General features: G+C 71.1%; 14 protein-coding genes. 10 read left to right on the top strand and 4 right to left on the bottom strand.

Annotated elements, in window-relative coordinates; all coding sequences use genetic code 11:
- Positions 1 to 162: 162 nt before the first annotated feature.
- From EDF24_RS17410 to EDF24_RS17425, 3 genes are all read left to right on the top strand, one after another.
- On the top strand, positions 163 to 642 hold the full coding sequence (locus tag EDF24_RS17410; RefSeq protein ID WP_123653059.1) for an FHA domain-containing protein: 480 nt from the start codon (positions 163 to 165) through the stop codon (positions 640 to 642).
- Positions 642 to 1346 (top strand): MerR family transcriptional regulator, encoded by a 705-nt coding sequence (locus EDF24_RS17415; RefSeq protein WP_123653060.1) that lies wholly within the window; start codon positions 642 to 644, stop codon positions 1344 to 1346. The genes EDF24_RS17410 and EDF24_RS17415 overlap by 1 nt, the downstream gene beginning before the upstream one ends.
- 316 nt (positions 1347 to 1662) lie before the next feature.
- Positions 1663 to 2187 carry a MerR family transcriptional regulator gene (locus EDF24_RS17425; RefSeq protein WP_395868411.1) on the top strand — a complete coding sequence of 175 codons (525 nt, stop codon included), beginning with the start codon at positions 1663 to 1665 and terminating at the stop codon, positions 2185 to 2187.
- A 469-nt stretch (positions 2188 to 2656) separates the two neighbouring features.
- Here EDF24_RS17425 and EDF24_RS17430 read toward each other — a convergent pair whose 3' ends face one another.
- Entirely contained in the window at positions 2657 to 3469 is an 813-nt protein-coding gene (locus EDF24_RS17430) for a ParA family protein (protein ID WP_123704563.1), read from the bottom strand.
- A gap of 60 nt (positions 3470 to 3529) precedes the next feature.
- Here EDF24_RS17430 and EDF24_RS17435 point away from each other — a divergent pair, with 60 nt between their 5' ends.
- From EDF24_RS17435 to EDF24_RS19580, 3 genes are all read left to right on the top strand, one after another.
- Complete coding sequence (locus EDF24_RS17435) at positions 3530 to 6940, top strand: pyruvate carboxylase (protein ID WP_123704565.1); 3411 nt, start codon at positions 3530 to 3532, stop codon at positions 6938 to 6940.
- 1 nt (position 6941) lies between these two features.
- Positions 6942 to 7445, top strand: a complete 504-nt coding sequence (locus EDF24_RS17440; protein WP_123704567.1) for a peptide deformylase — start codon at positions 6942 to 6944, stop codon at positions 7443 to 7445.
- A 129-nt stretch (positions 7446 to 7574) separates the two neighbouring features.
- The gene (locus tag EDF24_RS19580; RefSeq protein WP_260233492.1) at positions 7575 to 7706 is read left to right on the top strand and encodes a hypothetical protein; all 132 of its coding nucleotides are present in this window, start codon (positions 7575 to 7577) and stop codon (positions 7704 to 7706) included.
- 120 nt (positions 7707 to 7826) lie between these two features.
- Here EDF24_RS19580 and EDF24_RS17445 read toward each other — a convergent pair whose 3' ends face one another.
- Entirely contained in the window at positions 7827 to 9695 is a 1869-nt protein-coding gene (locus EDF24_RS17445; protein WP_185021714.1) for a long-chain fatty acid--CoA ligase, read from the bottom strand.
- 122 nt (positions 9696 to 9817) lie between these two features.
- Between EDF24_RS17445 and EDF24_RS17450 the strand changes: the two genes are divergently transcribed.
- The 3 genes from EDF24_RS17450 (at position 9818) to EDF24_RS17460 (ending at position 12989) form a co-directional block, all read left to right on the top strand.
- Entirely contained in the window at positions 9818 to 10771 is a 954-nt protein-coding gene (locus EDF24_RS17450; RefSeq protein ID WP_123653064.1) for an ROK family glucokinase, read from the top strand.
- A gap of 45 nt (positions 10772 to 10816) precedes the next feature.
- On the top strand, positions 10817 to 11542 hold the full coding sequence (locus EDF24_RS17455) for a 1-acyl-sn-glycerol-3-phosphate acyltransferase (protein ID WP_123653065.1): 726 nt from the start codon (positions 10817 to 10819) through the stop codon (positions 11540 to 11542).
- A 103-nt stretch (positions 11543 to 11645) separates the two neighbouring features.
- Positions 11646 to 12989, top strand: coding sequence for a class II 3-deoxy-7-phosphoheptulonate synthase (locus tag EDF24_RS17460; RefSeq protein ID WP_123653801.1), 1344 nt, complete (start codon positions 11646 to 11648; stop codon positions 12987 to 12989).
- A gap of 383 nt (positions 12990 to 13372) precedes the next feature.
- On the opposite strand, the gene pknB is transcribed toward EDF24_RS17460, so the two are convergent.
- Positions 13373 to 15418 (bottom strand): Stk1 family PASTA domain-containing Ser/Thr kinase, encoded by a 2046-nt coding sequence (gene pknB, locus EDF24_RS17465; protein ID WP_123653066.1) that lies wholly within the window; start codon positions 15416 to 15418, stop codon positions 13373 to 13375.
- A gap of 115 nt (positions 15419 to 15533) precedes the next feature.
- On the bottom strand, positions 15534 to 16772 hold the full coding sequence (locus EDF24_RS17470) for a LysM peptidoglycan-binding domain-containing protein (RefSeq protein WP_260233493.1): 1239 nt from the start codon (positions 16770 to 16772) through the stop codon (positions 15534 to 15536).
- Between the two features lie 195 nt (positions 16773 to 16967).
- Here EDF24_RS17470 and EDF24_RS17475 point away from each other — a divergent pair, with 195 nt between their 5' ends.
- Entirely contained in the window at positions 16968 to 17300 is a 333-nt protein-coding gene (locus EDF24_RS17475; RefSeq protein WP_123653067.1) for an Rv2175c family DNA-binding protein, read from the top strand.
- Position 17301 lies beyond the last annotated feature (1 nt).

Consider the following 17301-nt stretch of genomic DNA (forward strand, 5'->3'; position numbering starts at 1 on the left):
ACCGGACGGGAGGCGCGGTGCCAGCTGGCACCGCGCCTCCCGTCCGCCGTTCACCCGGTCCCTGTCCGCTGGCCGCGGACAGGTCGTGTCACCCGAGGACGGGGCTCTCGACGGCACCCGCGTTTCCGATACGCTTGGACGCCAAGAGGAGGAGGTCCACCGATGCCAGATCCAGTGGTCCCGCAGCCAGAGGGACAGCGCGCCCCGGAGCAGCGGCTGGTCGACACGACGCTGACCTTCAGCATGGAACTCGGAGCGGCCCTGACGCCCGAGTCCGGTGTCTCACCCGAAGAACGTGAAGCGATCAACGCCCTGCCGTCCGGCTCGGCGCTGCTCGTCGTCCGCCGCGGCCCCAACGTCGGCGCCCGGTTCCTGCTCGACTCCGACGTCACGACGGCAGGACGGCACCCCGACGCCGACATCTTCCTCGACGACGTCACGGTGTCGCGGAAGCACGCGCAGTTCCTGCGCAGGGGCACGGCGTTCACCGTGAAGGACCTCGGTTCCCTGAACGGGACGTACTTCGACGGTGACCGCATCGACGAAGCACAGCTCACCGACGGCGCCGAGGTGCAGGTCGGCAAGTTCCGCCTGACGTTCTACGCGTCCCGCGTCGACCTGGCGCGCCTGGCGAACGCGTAGTGGCTGCTCGCTCGGCCGCGGTGCGGTCGGGTTCGCCGTCCGCGGACCTGCTGACCATCGGCCAGGTCCTCGCGCGGCTGAAGCCGGAGTTCCCGGACCTGTCGAGCTCGAAACTGCGATTCCTCGAGGAGCGCGAGCTCGTCACACCGGTCCGGACCGCCAGCGGGTACCGCAAGTTCTCACCCGCGGACCTCGAGCGGCTCCGCGTCGTGCTCGGGCTGCAGCGTGACCACTACCTGCCGCTCAAGGTCATCAAGGAGTACCTCGCCGACGTGGACGCCGGGCGTGACCCGGTGCTGCCCGGGGGTGGGGACGCGCCGAAGCCGTCGATCCTCGTGCGCGAGAAGCGGTACTCCCGCGACGACCTGGTGCGTGCTGCCGGGGCGTCGCCGATGCTGCTCTCCGACGCCGTCACCGCGTCGCTCCTGCCGGCGTCGGACACCTTCGCGGAGGACTCCGTCGTCGTGCTGAAGGCCCTCGTCGAACTGCAGCGGTCCGGCATCGAGCCGCGGCACCTCCGGACCTTCCGCAGCACCGCCGAGCGGGAAGTCGGGCTCATCGAGTCGGCGCTCATGCCGGTGTCCCGCCGCGGTGACGCCACGTCCAAGGCGAAGGCGCTCGAGCTCGCGCGGGAGATCGCCGGGCACCTCGAGGTCATCCGGTCGAACCTCATCCGGGCCGCGATCGGGCGGATGGACGCGTGAGCCCGGTCTCCGCTGGGCCCGTCATCCCGCCGATGCGCTCGTCGTCCGGGCCTGTCGTCCCGCCGGTGGGCTCGTCGTCCGGGCCTGTCGTCCCGCCGGTGCGCTTGTCGTCCGGGCCTGTCGTTTCGTCGGTGGGCGGGCGTATCCTCGACACGCCGGACGCGCCGAGTCGGATGTACCGCGTCGGAGCCGTCGGAGTCGCTACCGTGGACCTCGGCACAACTCTCAACCCGTCGTTGAAGCTTCGGGTGGGGGCTCGATCGTCCTGGAAGGCAGTCCAATGAGTGGGAACGAAACCCCCGGTACCCCGTCAGACATGACGCGGTACGACCTCGGGTTGCTCTTCACCGACGGCCTGCCCGAACACGACGAGCAGAACGGCTACCGCGGCACCGTCGCCGCGAAGGCAGCCGGCATCAGCTACCGCCAGCTCGACTACTGGGCACGTACCGAGCTCGTCGAACCCACGATCCGCGGGGCCGCTGGCTCCGGGTCGCAGCGGCTCTACGGCTTCCGGGACATCCTCGTGCTCAAGCTCGTGAAGCGCCTCCTCGACACCGGGATCTCGCTCCAGCAGATCCGCACGGCGGTGAACCAGCTCCGGGAGTCCGGCGTCTCGGACCTCGCCCAGACCACCCTGATGTCCGACGGTGCCTCGGTGTACCTGTGCACCTCCGACGACGAGGTCATCGACCTCGTGTCCCGCGGCCAGGGCGTGTTCGGCATCGCGGTCGGCAAGGTCCTGCGAGAGGTCGAGTCCTCCCTCGTCGAGCTCGACGCGACGCCCGCGGCGGACCCTGCCGACGAGCTCGCGGCGCGCCGCGCCACTCGCGCGTCCTGACCCGCGCCCGGGCCGCGCCGCGTCCCGCGCGCCCGGTGCTTCCGGCGGTCCGTCCGGCCCGTCCCGCGCGCCCGGTGTCCTTCGAGATGCCGTCGTTCACGCATCTCGAGCCCGGACACAGGGCATTCGTGACACTTCGACGACCTGAGCGGCGAGTCGTGGAGCCTCGCACCACGCCTCTCGCACCACGCACGGCGTCGCGCCCGGCGCCGCGCCGCCCCCAACGTGAGATCGCACTCCGTGTCGCTTCCGGTGAACCGGGGCGACAGGAAGTGCGATCTCAGCGGGCGCCGGGCGCCGGGCGCCGGGCGCCGGGCGCTGGGCGCTGGGCGCCGGGCGCCGGCGCCGGCCCGCGCCGCCCCCAACGTGAGATCGCACTCTGTGTCGCTTCCGGTGAACCGGAGCGACACGAAGTGCGATCTCAGCAAGCGCCGGGCGCCGGGCGCGCCCGCGCGCCCGCCGGCCCGCGCTACGCGGGGGTGCCGTCGGCGTAGGGGCCGATCTTGCCCGTGCGCATGATGCGCTCGAGCAGCTGGTCGAAGTTCCGCGCCATCTCCTGCGCGGACTCGCCCGGCCACACGTGCAGCGGCTTCGCCGCACCCTGCGCCTGCTGCAGCGACGTGCGCTCCGGCAGCTGCGGGGAGAGCACGAGCGGGCCGAACATGTCGCGGAGTTCCTTGATGCGGAACTGGTGCTCGAGGGACTGCACGCGCGCACGGTTCACGATGATGCCGAGCGGCTGGAGCCGGGGGGAGAGTCCGCGGCGGATCTCCTCGATCGCGCGGAGGGCGCGGTCGGCGGCGGCCACGGAGAACAGCCCCGGCTCGGTGACGACGGTCACGCGGTCGGACGCTGCCCAGGCGGTGCGGGTGAGGGCGTTCAGCGACGGCGCGCAGTCGATGAGCACGAGCTCGTAGTCCTGCTCGACGTTGGCCAGGGCCTCTTCCAGCTTCCAGATGTCCCGGATGGAGGGGTGCGGCCCGTCGAAGTTGATCGCGGAGGGCGACCCGACCATGACGTCGATCTTGCCCTGGGAACCCTTCGTCCAGCCGGACGGCGCGATGGCCTGGCGGACGATCTTCTCCTTCGGGTTCTCGAGCACGTCGGCCACGTTGAGGTGTCCGGCGATGTTGATGTCGAGGCCGGTGGAGACGTCGGACTGCGGGTCGAGGTCGACGACCAGCGTTCGCAGGCCCTTGGCGAACGCGGCCGAGGTCAGACCGAGTGTGACCGTCGTCTTGCCGACACCGCCCTTGAGAGAGCTCACGCTGAGTACATGCACGTTGAGCAACGTTACCGCCAGTAAGGTTGTCCCACCTGACCCAGCGCTGAAAGGGCCCGCGTGTTCCGCAAGATCCTGGTCGCCAACCGTGGCGAGATCGCGATCCGTGCCTTCCGCGCGGCGTACGAGCTCGGCGCGGGCACCGTCGCCGTCTACCCCTACGAAGACCGCAACTCCCTGCACCGTCTCAAGGCGGACGAGGCGTACCTGATCGGCGAGCGTGGGCACCCGGTTCGGGCGTACCTCGACGTGTCGGAGATCATCCGCGTGGCGCTGGAGTCCGGCGCCGACGCGATCTACCCCGGGTACGGCTTCCTGTCCGAGAACCCGGACCTCGCCGCAGCGGCCGCCGCGAACGGCATCACGTTCATCGGCCCCGGCGAGCACGTGCTGGAGATGGCGGGCAACAAGGTCACCGCGAAGGAGCACGCGATCGCGGCCGGTGTCCCGGTCCTCGCGAGCACCCCGGCCAGCCGTGACATCGACGAGCTCATCGCGGGTGCGGACGCCGTCGGCTTCCCGGTCTTCGCGAAGGCCGTCGCCGGTGGTGGTGGTCGCGGGATGCGCCGCGTCGAGACGAAGGCCGAGCTGCGTGCGGCGCTCGAAGAAGCCATGCGCGAAGCCGACAGTGCGTTCGGCGACCCGACGATGTTCCTCGAGCAGGCGGTGCTCCGGCCGCGCCACATCGAGGTCCAGATCCTCGCGGACGCCACCGGCACCGACGCCGGCACGATCCACCTCTTCGAGCGGGACTGCTCCGTGCAGCGCCGCAACCAGAAGGTCGTGGAGATCGCCCCGGCGCCGAACCTCGACCCCGCGGTCGCCGCGGCGCTGCACCGTGATGCCGTCGCCTTCGCCCGGTCGATCGGCTACGTGAACGCCGGCACCGTGGAGTTCCTCCTCGACACCGTCGGTGAGCGTGCGGGCCAGCACGTCTTCATCGAGATGAACCCGCGCATCCAGGTCGAGCACACCGTCACCGAAGAAGTGACGGACGTCGACCTCGTGCAGTCGCAGATGCGGATCGCGGCGGGGGAGACCCTCGCCGACCTCGGCCTCAGCCAGGACACGGTCGCCGTGCACGGTGCCGCGCTCCAGACGCGCATCACGACCGAGGACCCGACCCAGGGCTTCCGCCCGGACACCGGTCGCATCACCACGTACCGCAGCCCCGGCGGCGCCGGTGTCCGGCTCGACGGCGGCACCGTCGCGACGGGCGCCCAGATCAGCCCGCACTTCGACTCGATGCTCGCGAAGATGACGTGCCGTGGGCGGGACTTCCCGGCAGCGGTCGCCCGCGCCAAGCGTGCCCTCGCCGAGTTCCGCATCCGCGGGGTCAGCACGAACATCCCGTTCCTCCAGGCGGTGCTCGAGGACCCGGACTTCGCCCGCGGCGACATCTCCACCGCCTTCATCGAGGAACGCCCGCAGCTGTTCAGCGGCCACGTCTCGAAGGACCGCGGCACGAAGGTCGTGAACTGGCTCGCCGACGTGACGGTGAACAAGCCGAACGGCGAGCCCGGTGCGCAGATCGTCGACCCCGCGATGAAGCTCCCGCGCCTCGACCTCAACACGCCCGCGCCGGCGGGGCAGCGGCAGCGACTGTTGGAGCTCGGCCCGGCCGCGTGGGCGAAGGCCCTCCGCGAGCAGACCGCCCTCGCCGTCACCGAGACGACGATGCGCGACGCCCACCAGTCGCTCCTCGCCACCCGCGTCCGCAGCAAGGACCTCGTCGCGGTCGCCCCGTACGTCGCCCGGCTGACCCCGGAGCTCCTGAGCATGGAGGCCTGGGGCGGTGCGACCTACGACGTCGCGCTCCGCTTCCTCGGCGAGGACCCGTGGGAGCGCCTGGCGTCCCTGCGTGAAGCGATGCCGAACATCCCGATCCAGATGCTCCTCCGCGGCCGCAACACCGTCGGGTACACGCCGTACCCGACCGAGGTCACGGACGCCTTCGTCGCCGAGGCCGCCGCGACGGGCGTCGACGTGTTCCGCGTGTTCGACGCCCTGAACGACGTCAGCCAGCTCCGCCCGGCGCTCGAAGCGGTCCTCGCCACGGGCACCGCCGTCGCCGAAGCCGCGATCTGCTACTCCGGCGACCTCCTCGACCCCGCCGAGGACCTCTACACGCTCGACTACTACCTGCGCCTCGCGGAGCAGATGGTCGAGGCCGGCGCGCACGTCATCGGCATCAAGGACATGGCGGGCCTGCTCCGCGCCAGTGCCGCCGAACGGCTCGTCACCGCGCTCCGGGAGCGCTTCGACCAGCCGGTGCACGTGCACACCCACGACACGGCCGGCGGGCAGCTCGCGACGCTCCTCGCCGCCGCCCGTGCCGGTGCGGACGCCGTGGACGTCGCCGCCGCGCCGATGGCCGGCACGACCAGCCAGCCGAGCATGTCCGCGCTCGTCGCGGCCCTCGCGCACACCGAACGCGACACCGGCATCTCCCTCGCCGCCGTCGGCGACCTCGAGCCGTACTGGGAAGCCGTCCGCCGTGCCTACGCACCGTTCGAGTCCGGCCTCGCCGGGCCGACCGGCCGCGTGTACAAGCACGAGATCCCCGGCGGGCAGCTCTCGAACCTCCGCCAGCAGGCCATCGCGCTGGGGCTCGGCGACCGCTTCGAGCAGGTCGAGGACTGGTACGCCGAGGCGAACCGCATCCTCGGCCGCCCGACGAAGGTCACGCCGTCGTCGAAGGTCGTCGGCGACCTCGCACTGCAGCTCGCCGCGGTCGACGCCGACCCGGTGGACTTCGAGCAGAACCCGCAGAAGTACGACATCCCGGACTCGGTGATCGGGTTCATGGCCGGCGAGCTCGGGGAGCTCCCCGGCGGCTGGCCGGAGCCGTTCCGCTCGAAGGTGCTCGAGGGCCGGAACATCGTCCCGACGATCACCCCGGTGCCGGACAGTGAGCGCGCAGCCCTCGCGACGCCGGGGGACGCCCGCAAGCAGGCCCTCAACCGACTGCTGTTCGAGGCACCGACCAAGGCCTTCCAGCAGGTCCGCGACGAGTACGGCGACCTCTCGGTCGTGTCGACCGTGGACTACCTCTACGGTCTCCGCCCGGGCGAGGAGCACGTCGTGCCGCTCGGCAAGGGCGTGAACCTGCTCGTCGGGCTCGAAGCGATCGGCGAAGCGGACGAACGCGGCATCCGCACCGTGATGGCGACCCTCAACGGGCAGCTCCGTCCGGTCTACGTCCGCGACCGCTCGATCACGGTCGAGACCAAGGCCGCCGAGAAGGCGGACAAGACCGACCCGAAGCACGTGGCGGCGCCGTTCTCCGGCGTCGTGACGCTCAAGGTCGCCGTCGGTGACGCCGTCGAGGCCGGGCAGGCCGTGGCGAGCATCGAGGCGATGAAGATGGAAGCGGCCATCACGGCACCCACTGCGGGTGTCGTCGGCCGTCTCGCGATCCCGGTGACCCAGCAGGTGGACGCCGGAGACCTCCTGGTGGTGCTGCAGTAACGTGACCGTCCGTCCGATCCGCCTCTTCGGCGACCCCGTCCTCCGTTCCACCGCCGACCCGATCGCTCCGGCGGCACTCGGGTCGACCGGCATCCGGGACCTCGTGCAGGACCTCATCGACACCGTCAAGGAGCCCGGTCGCGCCGGGGTCGCGGCCCCGCAGATCGGTGTCGGCCTGCGTGCGTTCTCCTACAACGTCGACGGCGAGGTCGGGTACGTCCTCAACCCCGAGGTCGTCGAGACCTCGGGCGAGCCCGAGCTCATGGACGAGGGCTGCCTCTCCGTGCCCGGCCTGGCCTACCCGACGAGCAGGTACCCGTACGCGAAGGTCCGGGGCGTGGACGTCGACGGCAACGAGGTCGTGGTCGAGGGCACCGGTCTGATGGCCGAGGCCCTGCAGCACGAGGTGGACCACCTCGACGGCACCGTCTACGTGATGACGCTCGCCCCGGAGACGCGCCGCCAGGCCCTCCGCGACATCCGCTCGCAGGACTGGTTCCACTGAGCGGACGGGCGTCGTGACACCCCTCTTGGTGTGACACCCGGACGTGGGATTGTCGCCATGTCCTGACGAAGAGGTACCGTATCCCGTCGGCCTCCCACCGACACGGTTCCCACACCTCCAGGACGCACGATGGCACCCCAGAACGACGAGCTCAGCTCGCACCGCACCCGCACCAACCGCCGCCCCGAGCCGGTCGCCACGACGACGTCGTCGACGGCGGTCCTCGAGCCCACGGACGCGCCGGACAGCCGCACGGTCTGACCAGCAGGCGGTGCCGTCCGCGACGCACCGCACGCCTCGAACGCAACCGACGGGAGGCCCGGTGCCGGTCCCGTGGACCGGCACCGGGCCTCCCGTCTGGTCCGCTCCGGACCCGGCCGCCTACTTCCGGCGGCGTCCCTCCACCACCGGCGTCGCCGTGGTCTGCACCTTCGATCCCGCGTAGATGTGCGCGATGTCCGCGGCGAAGTCCGACAGGATCACGGACCGCTTGATGGTGAGCTTGGGCGTCAGGTGGCCCGACGCCTCGCTGAGCTCGGTGTCGAGGATCGTGAACGACCGCACCGACTCGGCACGGGAGACCCGGCCGTTCGCGGTGTCGATGGCCTCTTGCACGGCTGCCAGCACGCGCTCGTCGTAGGCGGCCTCGTGCGCGGAGAGCGCCGGCGTGATCCCGCGCGACTCGCACCAGCCGGGCAGCATCTCGCGGTCGAGCGTGACGAGCGCGGCGACGAACGGCTTGCCCTCGCCGACCACGACGACCTGGCCGATGAGCGGGTGCTCGCGGACGCCGTCCTCGAGCGGTGCCGGTGCGACGTTCTTGCCGCTCGCGGTGACGATGAGCTCCTTGGCGCGGCCGGTGACGGTGAGGATCCCGTCGCCGTCGAGCCGCCCGAGGTCGCCGGTGCGGAACCAGCCGTCGGCGAACGCCTTGTCGGTGGCCTCGGGGTTGTTCCAGTAGCGGTCGAAGACGTCGACGCCGCGGATCAGGATCTCGTCGTCCTCGGCGATGCGGATCTCGACACCGGGGAGTGCGCGGCCGACCGAGCCGATGCGGAGTTCGGTGGCGCGGTTCACGGTGGCGGGTGCTGTGGTCTCGGTGAGGCCGTAGCCCTCGAGGATGAGCACGCCGATCGACCGGAAGAAGTGCGACAGCCGCGGGGAGAGCGGTGCTGAGCCGCTGATCGCGTACCGGACCCGGCCACCGATCGCGTCCCGGAGCTTCGCGTAGACGAGCTTGTCGAACAGCCGGTACTTCAGGGCGAGGACGAGCGGGACCTTGCCGGCGGCGACGGCCTCGGAGTGCGCGACCGCGGTGGCGGCGGCGGCGCGGAAGATCCGGCCCTTGCCCCCGAGGTCGGCCTTCTGCTCGGCGGAGTTGTAGATCTTCTCGAACACGCGGGGGACCGCGAGCAGGAAGCTCGGCTTGAAGGTGGACACGGCCTTCATGAGGTCCTTCGTGTCCGGCTCGTGGCCGACCAGGACGCCGGCGGAGATCGACATCGCGGCGATGAACCGCGCGAACACGTGCGCCATCGGGATGAAGAGCAGGGTCGAGGCGTCCCCGGCGATGATCTCGGACATCGCCTCGGTGGAGCCCTCGACGGTTGCGGTGAAGTTGTCGTGCCGGAGCACGCAGCCCTTCGGCCGGCCGGTGGTGCCCGACGTGTAGATGATCGTGGCGTCGTCGTGGCCGTGCACCGCGGCGGTGCGGGCGTCGAGGTCGTCGTCGGTGACGTCCTCGCCGAGGCGGGTCAGGTCGTCGAGGCCGCCGCCGTCGATCGTCCAGTGCTGCCCGAGGTGCGGCAGGTCGGTAGCGATCCCGGCGACGCGGCGCGCGTGCTCCTCTTGCTCGACGACGATCGCGACCGACTCGGAATCGCTGAGGATGTGCCGGATCTGGTCGGGGGAGCTGGTCTCGTAGACCGGGACGGACACCAGGCCGGCGGTCCAGATCGCGAAGTCGACGAGGGTCCACTCGAGGCGGGTCCTGGAGAGGATCGCGACGTGCGCACCGGGTTCGAGGCCGGCGGCGATGAACCCCTTCGCGATCCCGCGCACCCGGCGCTCGACGTCGGCGGCGCTGATCGTCGTCCAGGTGTCGCCGTGCCGCTCGCTGAGGATCGGCCGGCCTGGTGTCAGGCGGGCGCGGTCCGAGAGCAGCCGGGCGGCGGAGCCGTGGTCCGGTGCGACGGGCGGCGTCGTGGCTGGCTGGGACTCGCTGGTTGGTGCGGGTCGCTGATCGTTCACGGCAACTCCCTTGTCGACCGATTCGATGACGAGTACGTCTCACGTTGACGACTCTGCTTCCAGCATAGGGCTCGACGTCGCGCGTTCGATGAGTACGCACCGAACCGGTAGGCTCGGTCCTCGTGCACGCCATCGGAATCGACATCGGGGGCACCAAGATCGCGGGAGCGGTCGTCACGGAACTGGGCGAGATCCTCGCCGAGGACCGCGTCGCCACGAACGCTGCGGACCCGAACGCCATGCTGGACGACGTCGTCGCGATGGTCTCGCGACTCCGCGACGGCCACGACGTGGGCGCCGTCGGCGTCGCCGCGCCGGGGTTCATCGACGCGTCGCAGTCGATCGTCTACTACACGCCGAACATCCGGTGGCGGAACGAACCGCTCCGCCAGAAGCTGCAGGAGCGCCTCGGCGACCTGCACATCACGGTGGACAACGACGCCAACGCGGCCGGCTGGGCGGAGTTCCGCTTCGGCGCCGGACGGCTCGTCTCGGACATGACCATGCTCACGATCGGCACCGGCGTCGGTGGCGCGATCGTCACCGAGGACCGCCTGTTCCGCGGCGGCTTCGGCACCGGCGGCGAGATCGGCCACCTGCGCATCGTCCCGAACGGCCTGCCGTGCGGCTGCGGCGCCCGCGGCTGCATCGAGCAGTACGGCTCCGGCCGTGCCCTGCAGCGCATGGCGAACGACGTCGCCGACGCCGGCGGAATCGGTGTCGCCCTGGCCCAGGCCCGCGACGACAACGGCGGCCAGCTGGACGGCGGGCTCATCGGCGACCTCATCCTCGCCGACGACCCCGGTGCCCTCGCGGCGCTCCGTCGGCTCGGTCGGCACCTCGGTGAGGCATGCGCCTCCCTGTCCGCCGTGCTCGACCCGCAGCTCTTCGTGTTCGGCGGCGGCGTCGCCAGCGCGGGGGAGCGCCTGCTCGACCCGATCCGCCAGGCGTACCTCAACAACCTCCCGGCCCGCGGGTACCACCCGGAGCCGGAGTTCGTGATCGCCGAGCTCGTCAACGACGCCGGAGTCGTCGGCGCGGCGGACCTCGCGCGGATCCACGCCCGCACCGCCTGACGACCGGCGCGCACGCCTCACGCCTCACCCGATACGGAGTCGACGATGCTCTACTGGCTGCTGAAGAACTTCCTGCTCGGCCCGCTCATCCTCACGCTGTTCCGGCCGTGGGTGGTGGGTCGTGAGCACGTGCCGACCTCGGGGCCGGTCATCTTCGCGTCGAACCACGTGTCCTTCATCGACTCGGTGATCCTCCCCGCGGTGCTCGACCGCCGACTGTCGTTCCTCGCGAAGAGCGACTACTTCACCGGTCGTGGGCTCAAGGGCTGGGCGACGAAGACGTTCTTCAACGCCATCGGGCAGCTGCCGATCGACCGCTCCGGTGGCAAGGCCTCGGAGGCGTCGCTCCGCACCGGCCTGCAGGTCCTGGCGCGCGGCGAACAGCTCGGCATCTACCCCGAGGGCACCCGCAGCCCGGACGGCAAGCTCTACCGCGGTCGCACCGGCATCGCGCGGATGATCCTCGAGGGCCGCGTCGTCGTGGTCCCGGTCGCCATGGTCGGCACGCGGGAAGTGCAGCAGATCGGGCAGCGCATCCCGAAGTTCAAGCGCGTCGGCGTCGTCTTCGGCAAGCCCCTCGACTTCTCCCGCTTCCAGGGCTTCGAGACCGACCGCTTCATCCTCCGGAGCGTCACCGACGAGGTCATGCACGCACTCGCCGGCCTCAGCCGCCAGGAGTACGAGGACGTCTACGCGACGAGTGTCAAGGAACGTGCGAGCACGGCACGCGAGAAGGTCATGCGGGAACGCCAGAGCACGCCTGCACGTTAGGCTCTGATGGTCCCGGCACCCCGCCGGGGCAGCCACCATCGCAGAACCAAGAGGTACAGCCTTGTTCGAGTCGACCGACTTCGTCGCCCTGCAGGATCCGGACGTGATCGAGGGCCTCGACTACTGGCGGACGCTCCCGATCAAGCAGCAGCCCAGCTGGCCCGACCAGGCCGCTGCCGAAGCCGCCTCCGCCGAGATCGCGACGCTCCCGCCGCTGGTCTTCGCCGGGGAAGTGGACCAGCTCCGCGACCGCCTCGCCGCGGCCGCGCAGGGCAAGGCCTTCCTGCTGCAGGGCGGTGACTGCGCCGAGACCTTCGCCGGTGCGACCGCCGACTCCATCCGCGACCGCGTCAAGACGATCCTGCAGATGGCCGTCGTGCTGACGTACGGCGCATCGATGCCGATCGTCAAGATGGGCCGGATGGCCGGGCAGTTCGCCAAGCCCCGCTCGAGCGACTTCGAGACCCGCGGCGACGTCACGCTGCCCGCCTACCGCGGCGACATCGTGAACGGCTACGACTTCACGCCGGAGAGCCGCGCCGCCGACCCCCGTCGCCTCGTGCAGGGCTACCACACGGCCGCCTCGACGCTGAACCTCGTCCGGGCCTTCACCCAGGGCGGCTTCGCGGACCTCCGCCAGGTGCACTCGTGGAACAAGGGCTTCGCGTCCAACCCGGCGAACGCCCGGTACGAGCACCTCGCGAAGGAGATCGACCGCGCGATCCGCTTCATGGACGCCTGCGGTGCGGACTTCGACGAGCTGAAGCACGTCGAGTTCTACGCCTCGCACGAGGGGCTGCTCATGGACTACGAGCGCCCGATGACCCGCATCGACTCGCGCTCCGGCCAGGCGTACGACACCTCAGGGCACTTCATCTGGATCGGGGAGCGCACCCGCGACCTGGACGGCGCCCACGTGGACTTCCTCTCGCGCGTCCGGAACCCGATCGGGGTCAAGCTCGGCCCGACCACCAAGGTCGCCGACATGGAAGCCCTCATCGAGAAGCTCGACCCGAACCGCGAGCCCGGCCGTCTGACGTTCATCACCCGCATGGGCGCCGGCAAGATCCGCGACGAGCTCCCGAAGCTCCTCGAGGCCATCAAGGGCATGGACGCGAACCCGCTGTGGGTGACCGACCCGATGCACGGCAACGGCCTCACCACCCCGACGGGCTACAAGACCCGCCGGTTCGACGACGTCGTGGACGAGGTCCTCGGCTTCTTCGAGGTGCACCGCGAAGCCGGCACGTACCCGGGCGGCATGCACGTCGAGCTCACCGGTGACGACGTGACCGAGTGCCTCGGCGGGTCGGAGCAGATCGACGAGGCCACCCTCGCGACCCGCTACGAGTCCCTGTGTGACCCGCGCCTGAACCACATGCAGTCGCTCGAGCTCGCGTTCCTCGTGGCCGAGGAACTGAGCGCGCACCCGCACACCGCGCGCTAGCCCCGCGGCGCGCGCCGCACGCTGTCGCTTCCGTCGCCCCGCGCGCGACGGAAGCGACAGCGTGCGGCCGTCTGCGCCGCGCATCCGCCCGCGCGCTGTCGCGTCGGTCGCAAGTGGTCCGGCAGAGCGACAGTGGTGGTGTGTGCGCCAGCGCCGTCCTGTCGCTTGCGCGCACTGGTCGCGACCAGCCACAGCCGGGAGGCCCGGTGCCAGCTGGCACCGGGCCTCCCGTCCGTCTGTGGTCGCGCCCGGCGCCGCACGCGCCGATTGCGACAGCGTGCGGCCGTCTGCGCCGCGCATCCGCCTGCGCGCTGTCGCTTCCGTCGCGAGTGCGCCCGGGCGCTTTCCGCGTCCGGCGCCCGGCGCTGCCGCCCCGCGCGCGCCTACTGGTCGTAGTGCAGCGTGATGGTGTCGCCCTTGTGGACCGTGGCGTTCGCGCCCGGGTCCGTCGCCGTGACGGGCAGCGTCGACTTCCAGTCGTAGAAGCTGCACAGCACGTTCTTGCAGTCCGGGTAGGAGACCTTCAGCCCGAGGTTCTCGAGCGTCGACGTGGCCTGGTTCAGCGTCTTGCCCTGCACGTCCGGCAGCGTGATCGGCGCCGGGCCCTTCGACACGACCAGGTCGATCGCGGTGCCCTTCACGGCCGGGTCGGCCTCGGCCTTCGCGGAGATGACCTGCCCCTCGGGAGCGTCTTCGCTGTACTGCTCGTCCTGCGCGCCGACGGTGAGCCCGACGGCCTCGAGTGCGGCGGTGGCGTCCGCCACGGTCTTGCCGGTGACGTCCGGCACGGCGCCGAGCGACACGGTCAGGGTGACCGGGCCGCGTTCGCCGTAGGTCTTCACCTTGGTCAGGTCCACGGTCTCGCCGTCGGTGTCGCGCCCGGTGGCCGCGATGACGGTGTCCTTCGCGACCTCGGAGGAGAACTGGTACTGCGGGTCCTGCAGGTCGAAGTCGTCGTCGAGGGCGGCCTGCGCGGTGGACACCGACTGCCCGACGATCGCGGGCAGGGTGATCATCTTCGGGCCGTCGGAGACGAGGATCTGCACGGAGGTGCCCTTGCGGACCTCACGCGCGGCGGCGGGAGCGGTCGCGGAGACCTGCCCCTTCGCGACGACGGCGTCGAACCGGGCCCGGGTCTTCGCGGCTGCCTGGAGCCCCTCGGCCTCGAGCATCTGGCGGGCCTGGGACACCGACTTGCCGGCGACCTGGGGGATCCGGACGTTGCCGCCGGGCCCCGGGCCGAAGTACCAGCCGAAGCCGGCGCCGGCCAGGATGAGCACGACGACCACCACGAGGGCGATCCAGCCGCGCTTCCGGCGCTTGGTGGACTTGTCGGCGAGCCGCTGTGCCGCGGGGGAGAGCGCCCCCGGAGCCTGGCCGGTGCGTCGGGGACCCGGGGCGTTGCGTCCGCGGCCGCCGGTCGGGCCGGTGCCACGACCGCCGTCGGGGCCGGCTCCGGACGCCGGGACGTCGGTGCGGGCGCCGATCACCGCGGTGGCGTCGGTGGCGTCCGGGCCCGGAGCGCCGGCGGGGAGGATCGCGGTCGCGTTCTCCGGCCGCAGCACCGCGGTCCGGTACTGGCCGGTCGCCCGCTGCTGGTTGCCGTTGATGTGCTCGAGCATCTCGCGGGCGTCCCGCGGACGGTCGTCGGGGTCGCGGGCGGTCGACCACGCGACGAGCTCGTCGAGCTCCGCCGGCACGCCGGGTGTCGCTGCGCTCGGCATCGGCACGGTGTCGTTGGCGTGCTGGTACGCGATCTGCATCGGCTGCTCGCCCTTGTAGGGCTGCTCGCCGGTGAGCATCTCGTAGAGCATGATGCCGACGGCGTAGATGTCGCTCCGGGAGTCGGCGGCGCCGCGCGTGACGAGCTCGGGGGAGAGGTACGCGATCGTGCCGAGGAGCGCCGCCCCGGTCGCCGTGTTCTGCGTCGAGGCGCGGGCCAGGCCGAAGTCGCCGAGCTTGATGCGGCCGTCGTCGGCGAGCAGGACGTTCTCGGGCTTGAGGTCGCGGTGCACGATGCCCGCACGGTGCGCCGACGCCAGGCCGGCGAGCACGGCGCGGAGGATGTCCGTCGCCTGCTCGGGCGTCAGGGCGCGGTGCTCCTGCAGGAGGTCCCGCAGCGTGATGCCCGGGATGTACTCCATGACGATGTAGGCGGTGTCACCCTCGGCACCCTGGTCGTAGACGCCGACCAGGTTCGGGTGGGACAGCCGTGCGGCCGAACGGGCCTCCTGGATGAAGCGCTCACGGAAGGCCTCGTCGTCGGCGAGGTGGCCGTGCATGATCTTGATCGCGACCCGGCGCTCGAGTCTGACGTCGGTCGCGAGGTACACGGTCGCCATGCCTCCACGCGCGATGCGGGAGCGGACGCGGTACCGCTGATCGATCATGCGACCGATCATCGGATCCGTGGCGGCGTTCGTGGTCATCGGCGGCATTCTACGAATCGGGACTGCACGACGACGCATCGGCGCACCGGTCGTGATGCAATCTCGATCTCAGGGATGAGGTCGACCCCGCGACGCGGACGCGTGCGCGCTGCGCTCAGAGCGTCGCCAACCAGGCGGTCGCGGACTTCTCCCACTGGGCGTACGCCTTCGGGTACGCGGAGCGCTGGACGGCCTGTGCGGCATCGGTCACGCTCTTCGTCGACCACCCCGGGACGTCGAGCAGCCCGGCCGTCGTGCCCTTGTTCGGGTTGTACTTGCCCCCGAAGAAGAGCTTCGCCGCGTAGGTCGGGTCCTGCAGCTGTGCCGCGGTGCCCCATCCCTGGCTCGGACGCTGCTGGAACAGGCCGACCGAGTCGCGGTCGCCGTGCGGCAGGTTCCGGAGGCTCGACTCCTGCATCGCCGCGGCCAGGGCGATGACGAGCCCGCGGTCCGGGACGCCGAGCGAGCGGCCGACGCCGACGATGGTCTCGGCGTTCTGGCGCTGCTCGGCGGACAGGGACGGTCCGGAGGTCGGCAGGACGAGCGTCTTGCCCGCGTAGATCGTGCTCGTGTACGTCAGGCCGTTCGCGGAGAGGAGCGCGGAGACCGACACCCCGTGCGCGGCGGCGATCGTGGCGATGGTCTGCCCGCTGCGGATGGTGACGGACCCCGTCGACGACGACGACGACGAAGAAGCAGCTGAGGAGGAGGATGAGCTGGTGGTCGCGACAGCGGGCGCCGCCGCGGACGACGAGCCGGCCTTCGGCACCGTCAGCGACTGCCCCGGGTAGATGACGCTCGCGAGCGAGAGCTTGTTCGCCCCGAGGAGCGCCGACGTCGACACGCCGACCCGGGACGCGATGCCCGAGATCGTGTCGCCCGACTTCACGTGGTAGCTGGACGTGGACGAGGTCGTCGCGCTGGCCGTGGTGACCGCGGGGGTCGACGCCAGGTGCAGCGTCTGCCCGGGGTGGATGATCGTGTTCCAGCCGAGGCCGTTGCGCACCAGGATCTCCTGCGCGGACAGGCCGTACCGGGCGGCGATGCCCGACACGGTGTCGCCCTGCTGCACGGTGTACGTGGTGGGAGCCTTGCGGACCGCGGCGACGGTGGTGACGGTGGTCTGCGCCGGCCGGGCGACCGCGGTGCCGAACACCGAGCGGTGCCCGACGTTGTGGTCCTGGTCGACGTGGCGCTTGTTGTTCGCGCCGTCGTCCTCGTGGCGCGGTTCGGCGTGGGCGACGGGGCCGGTGAGTCCGGCGGTCACGGCGATGGTCCCCGCGAGGACGATCGGCATGGTCGCGAAGCGGGCCGATCGTTGGCGTCGAGCGTGGTCGTCTGCGGCGGTGTCCACGTGGTGCTCCTGTCTCCGGGTGAGCTGTGCGCACGCTGGCGCGCACTCACAGGTGGCACCACGCTGGCATGTCGTGAATCGCAAGTCAACCAGAGAGTCGGATGTGATGTGTGTGACCAATGTGACTCGCGTGTGGATTCCGTTCGGCCGTCCCTCTGGCAACATGGGCGTGTGAGTGCCACACCCACGGATGACATGTCCCTTTCCGAACGCTGGCTGACGGTCCCGGACCTCGTCGACCTCCTCGGCGTGAGCCCCGGCCGCGTCCACCGCCTGTTCGAGCAGCGCACCCTGCTGCCCGCACGTGTTGGTGGCGTGCTGCGGGTCCCGAGCGAGTTCCTCGACGAGGGCGAGCCGCTGCCCGAACTGCGTGGCACGCTCGTCGTGCTCGGCGACAACGGCTTCACCGACGACGAAGCGGTGCGCTGGATGCTCGCGGTCGACGACGTGATCGGCGACTCGCCGATCAACGCGCTGCGCGCCGGCCGCAAGGCCGAGGTGCGCCGCATCGCCCAGTCCCTGCTCTAGG

It is taken from the genome of Curtobacterium sp. PhB130 (assembly GCF_003755165.1).
Lineage (GTDB): Bacteria > Actinomycetota > Actinomycetes > Actinomycetales > Microbacteriaceae > Curtobacterium.

What these genes read in the sequence shown, in the direction of transcription:
- EDF24_RS17410 (WP_123653059.1), top strand. Translation starts at nt 163, where the DNA reads ATGCCAGATCCAGTGGTCCCGCAGCCAGAGGGACAGCGCGCCCCGGAG.
- EDF24_RS17425 (WP_395868411.1), top strand. Translation starts at nt 1,663, where the DNA reads ATGACGCGGTACGACCTCGGGTTGCTCTTCACCGACGGCCTGCCCGAA.
- EDF24_RS19580 (WP_260233492.1), top strand. Translation starts at nt 7,575, where the DNA reads ATGGCACCCCAGAACGACGAGCTCAGCTCGCACCGCACCCGCACCAAC.
- EDF24_RS17455 (WP_123653065.1), top strand. Translation starts at nt 10,817, where the DNA reads ATGCTCTACTGGCTGCTGAAGAACTTCCTGCTCGGCCCGCTCATCCTC.
- pknB (WP_123653066.1), bottom strand. Translation starts at nt 15,418, where the DNA reads ATGACCACGAACGCCGCCACGGATCCGATGATCGGTCGCATGATCGAT.
- EDF24_RS17475 (WP_123653067.1), top strand. Translation starts at nt 16,968, where the DNA reads ATGTCCCTTTCCGAACGCTGGCTGACGGTCCCGGACCTCGTCGACCTC.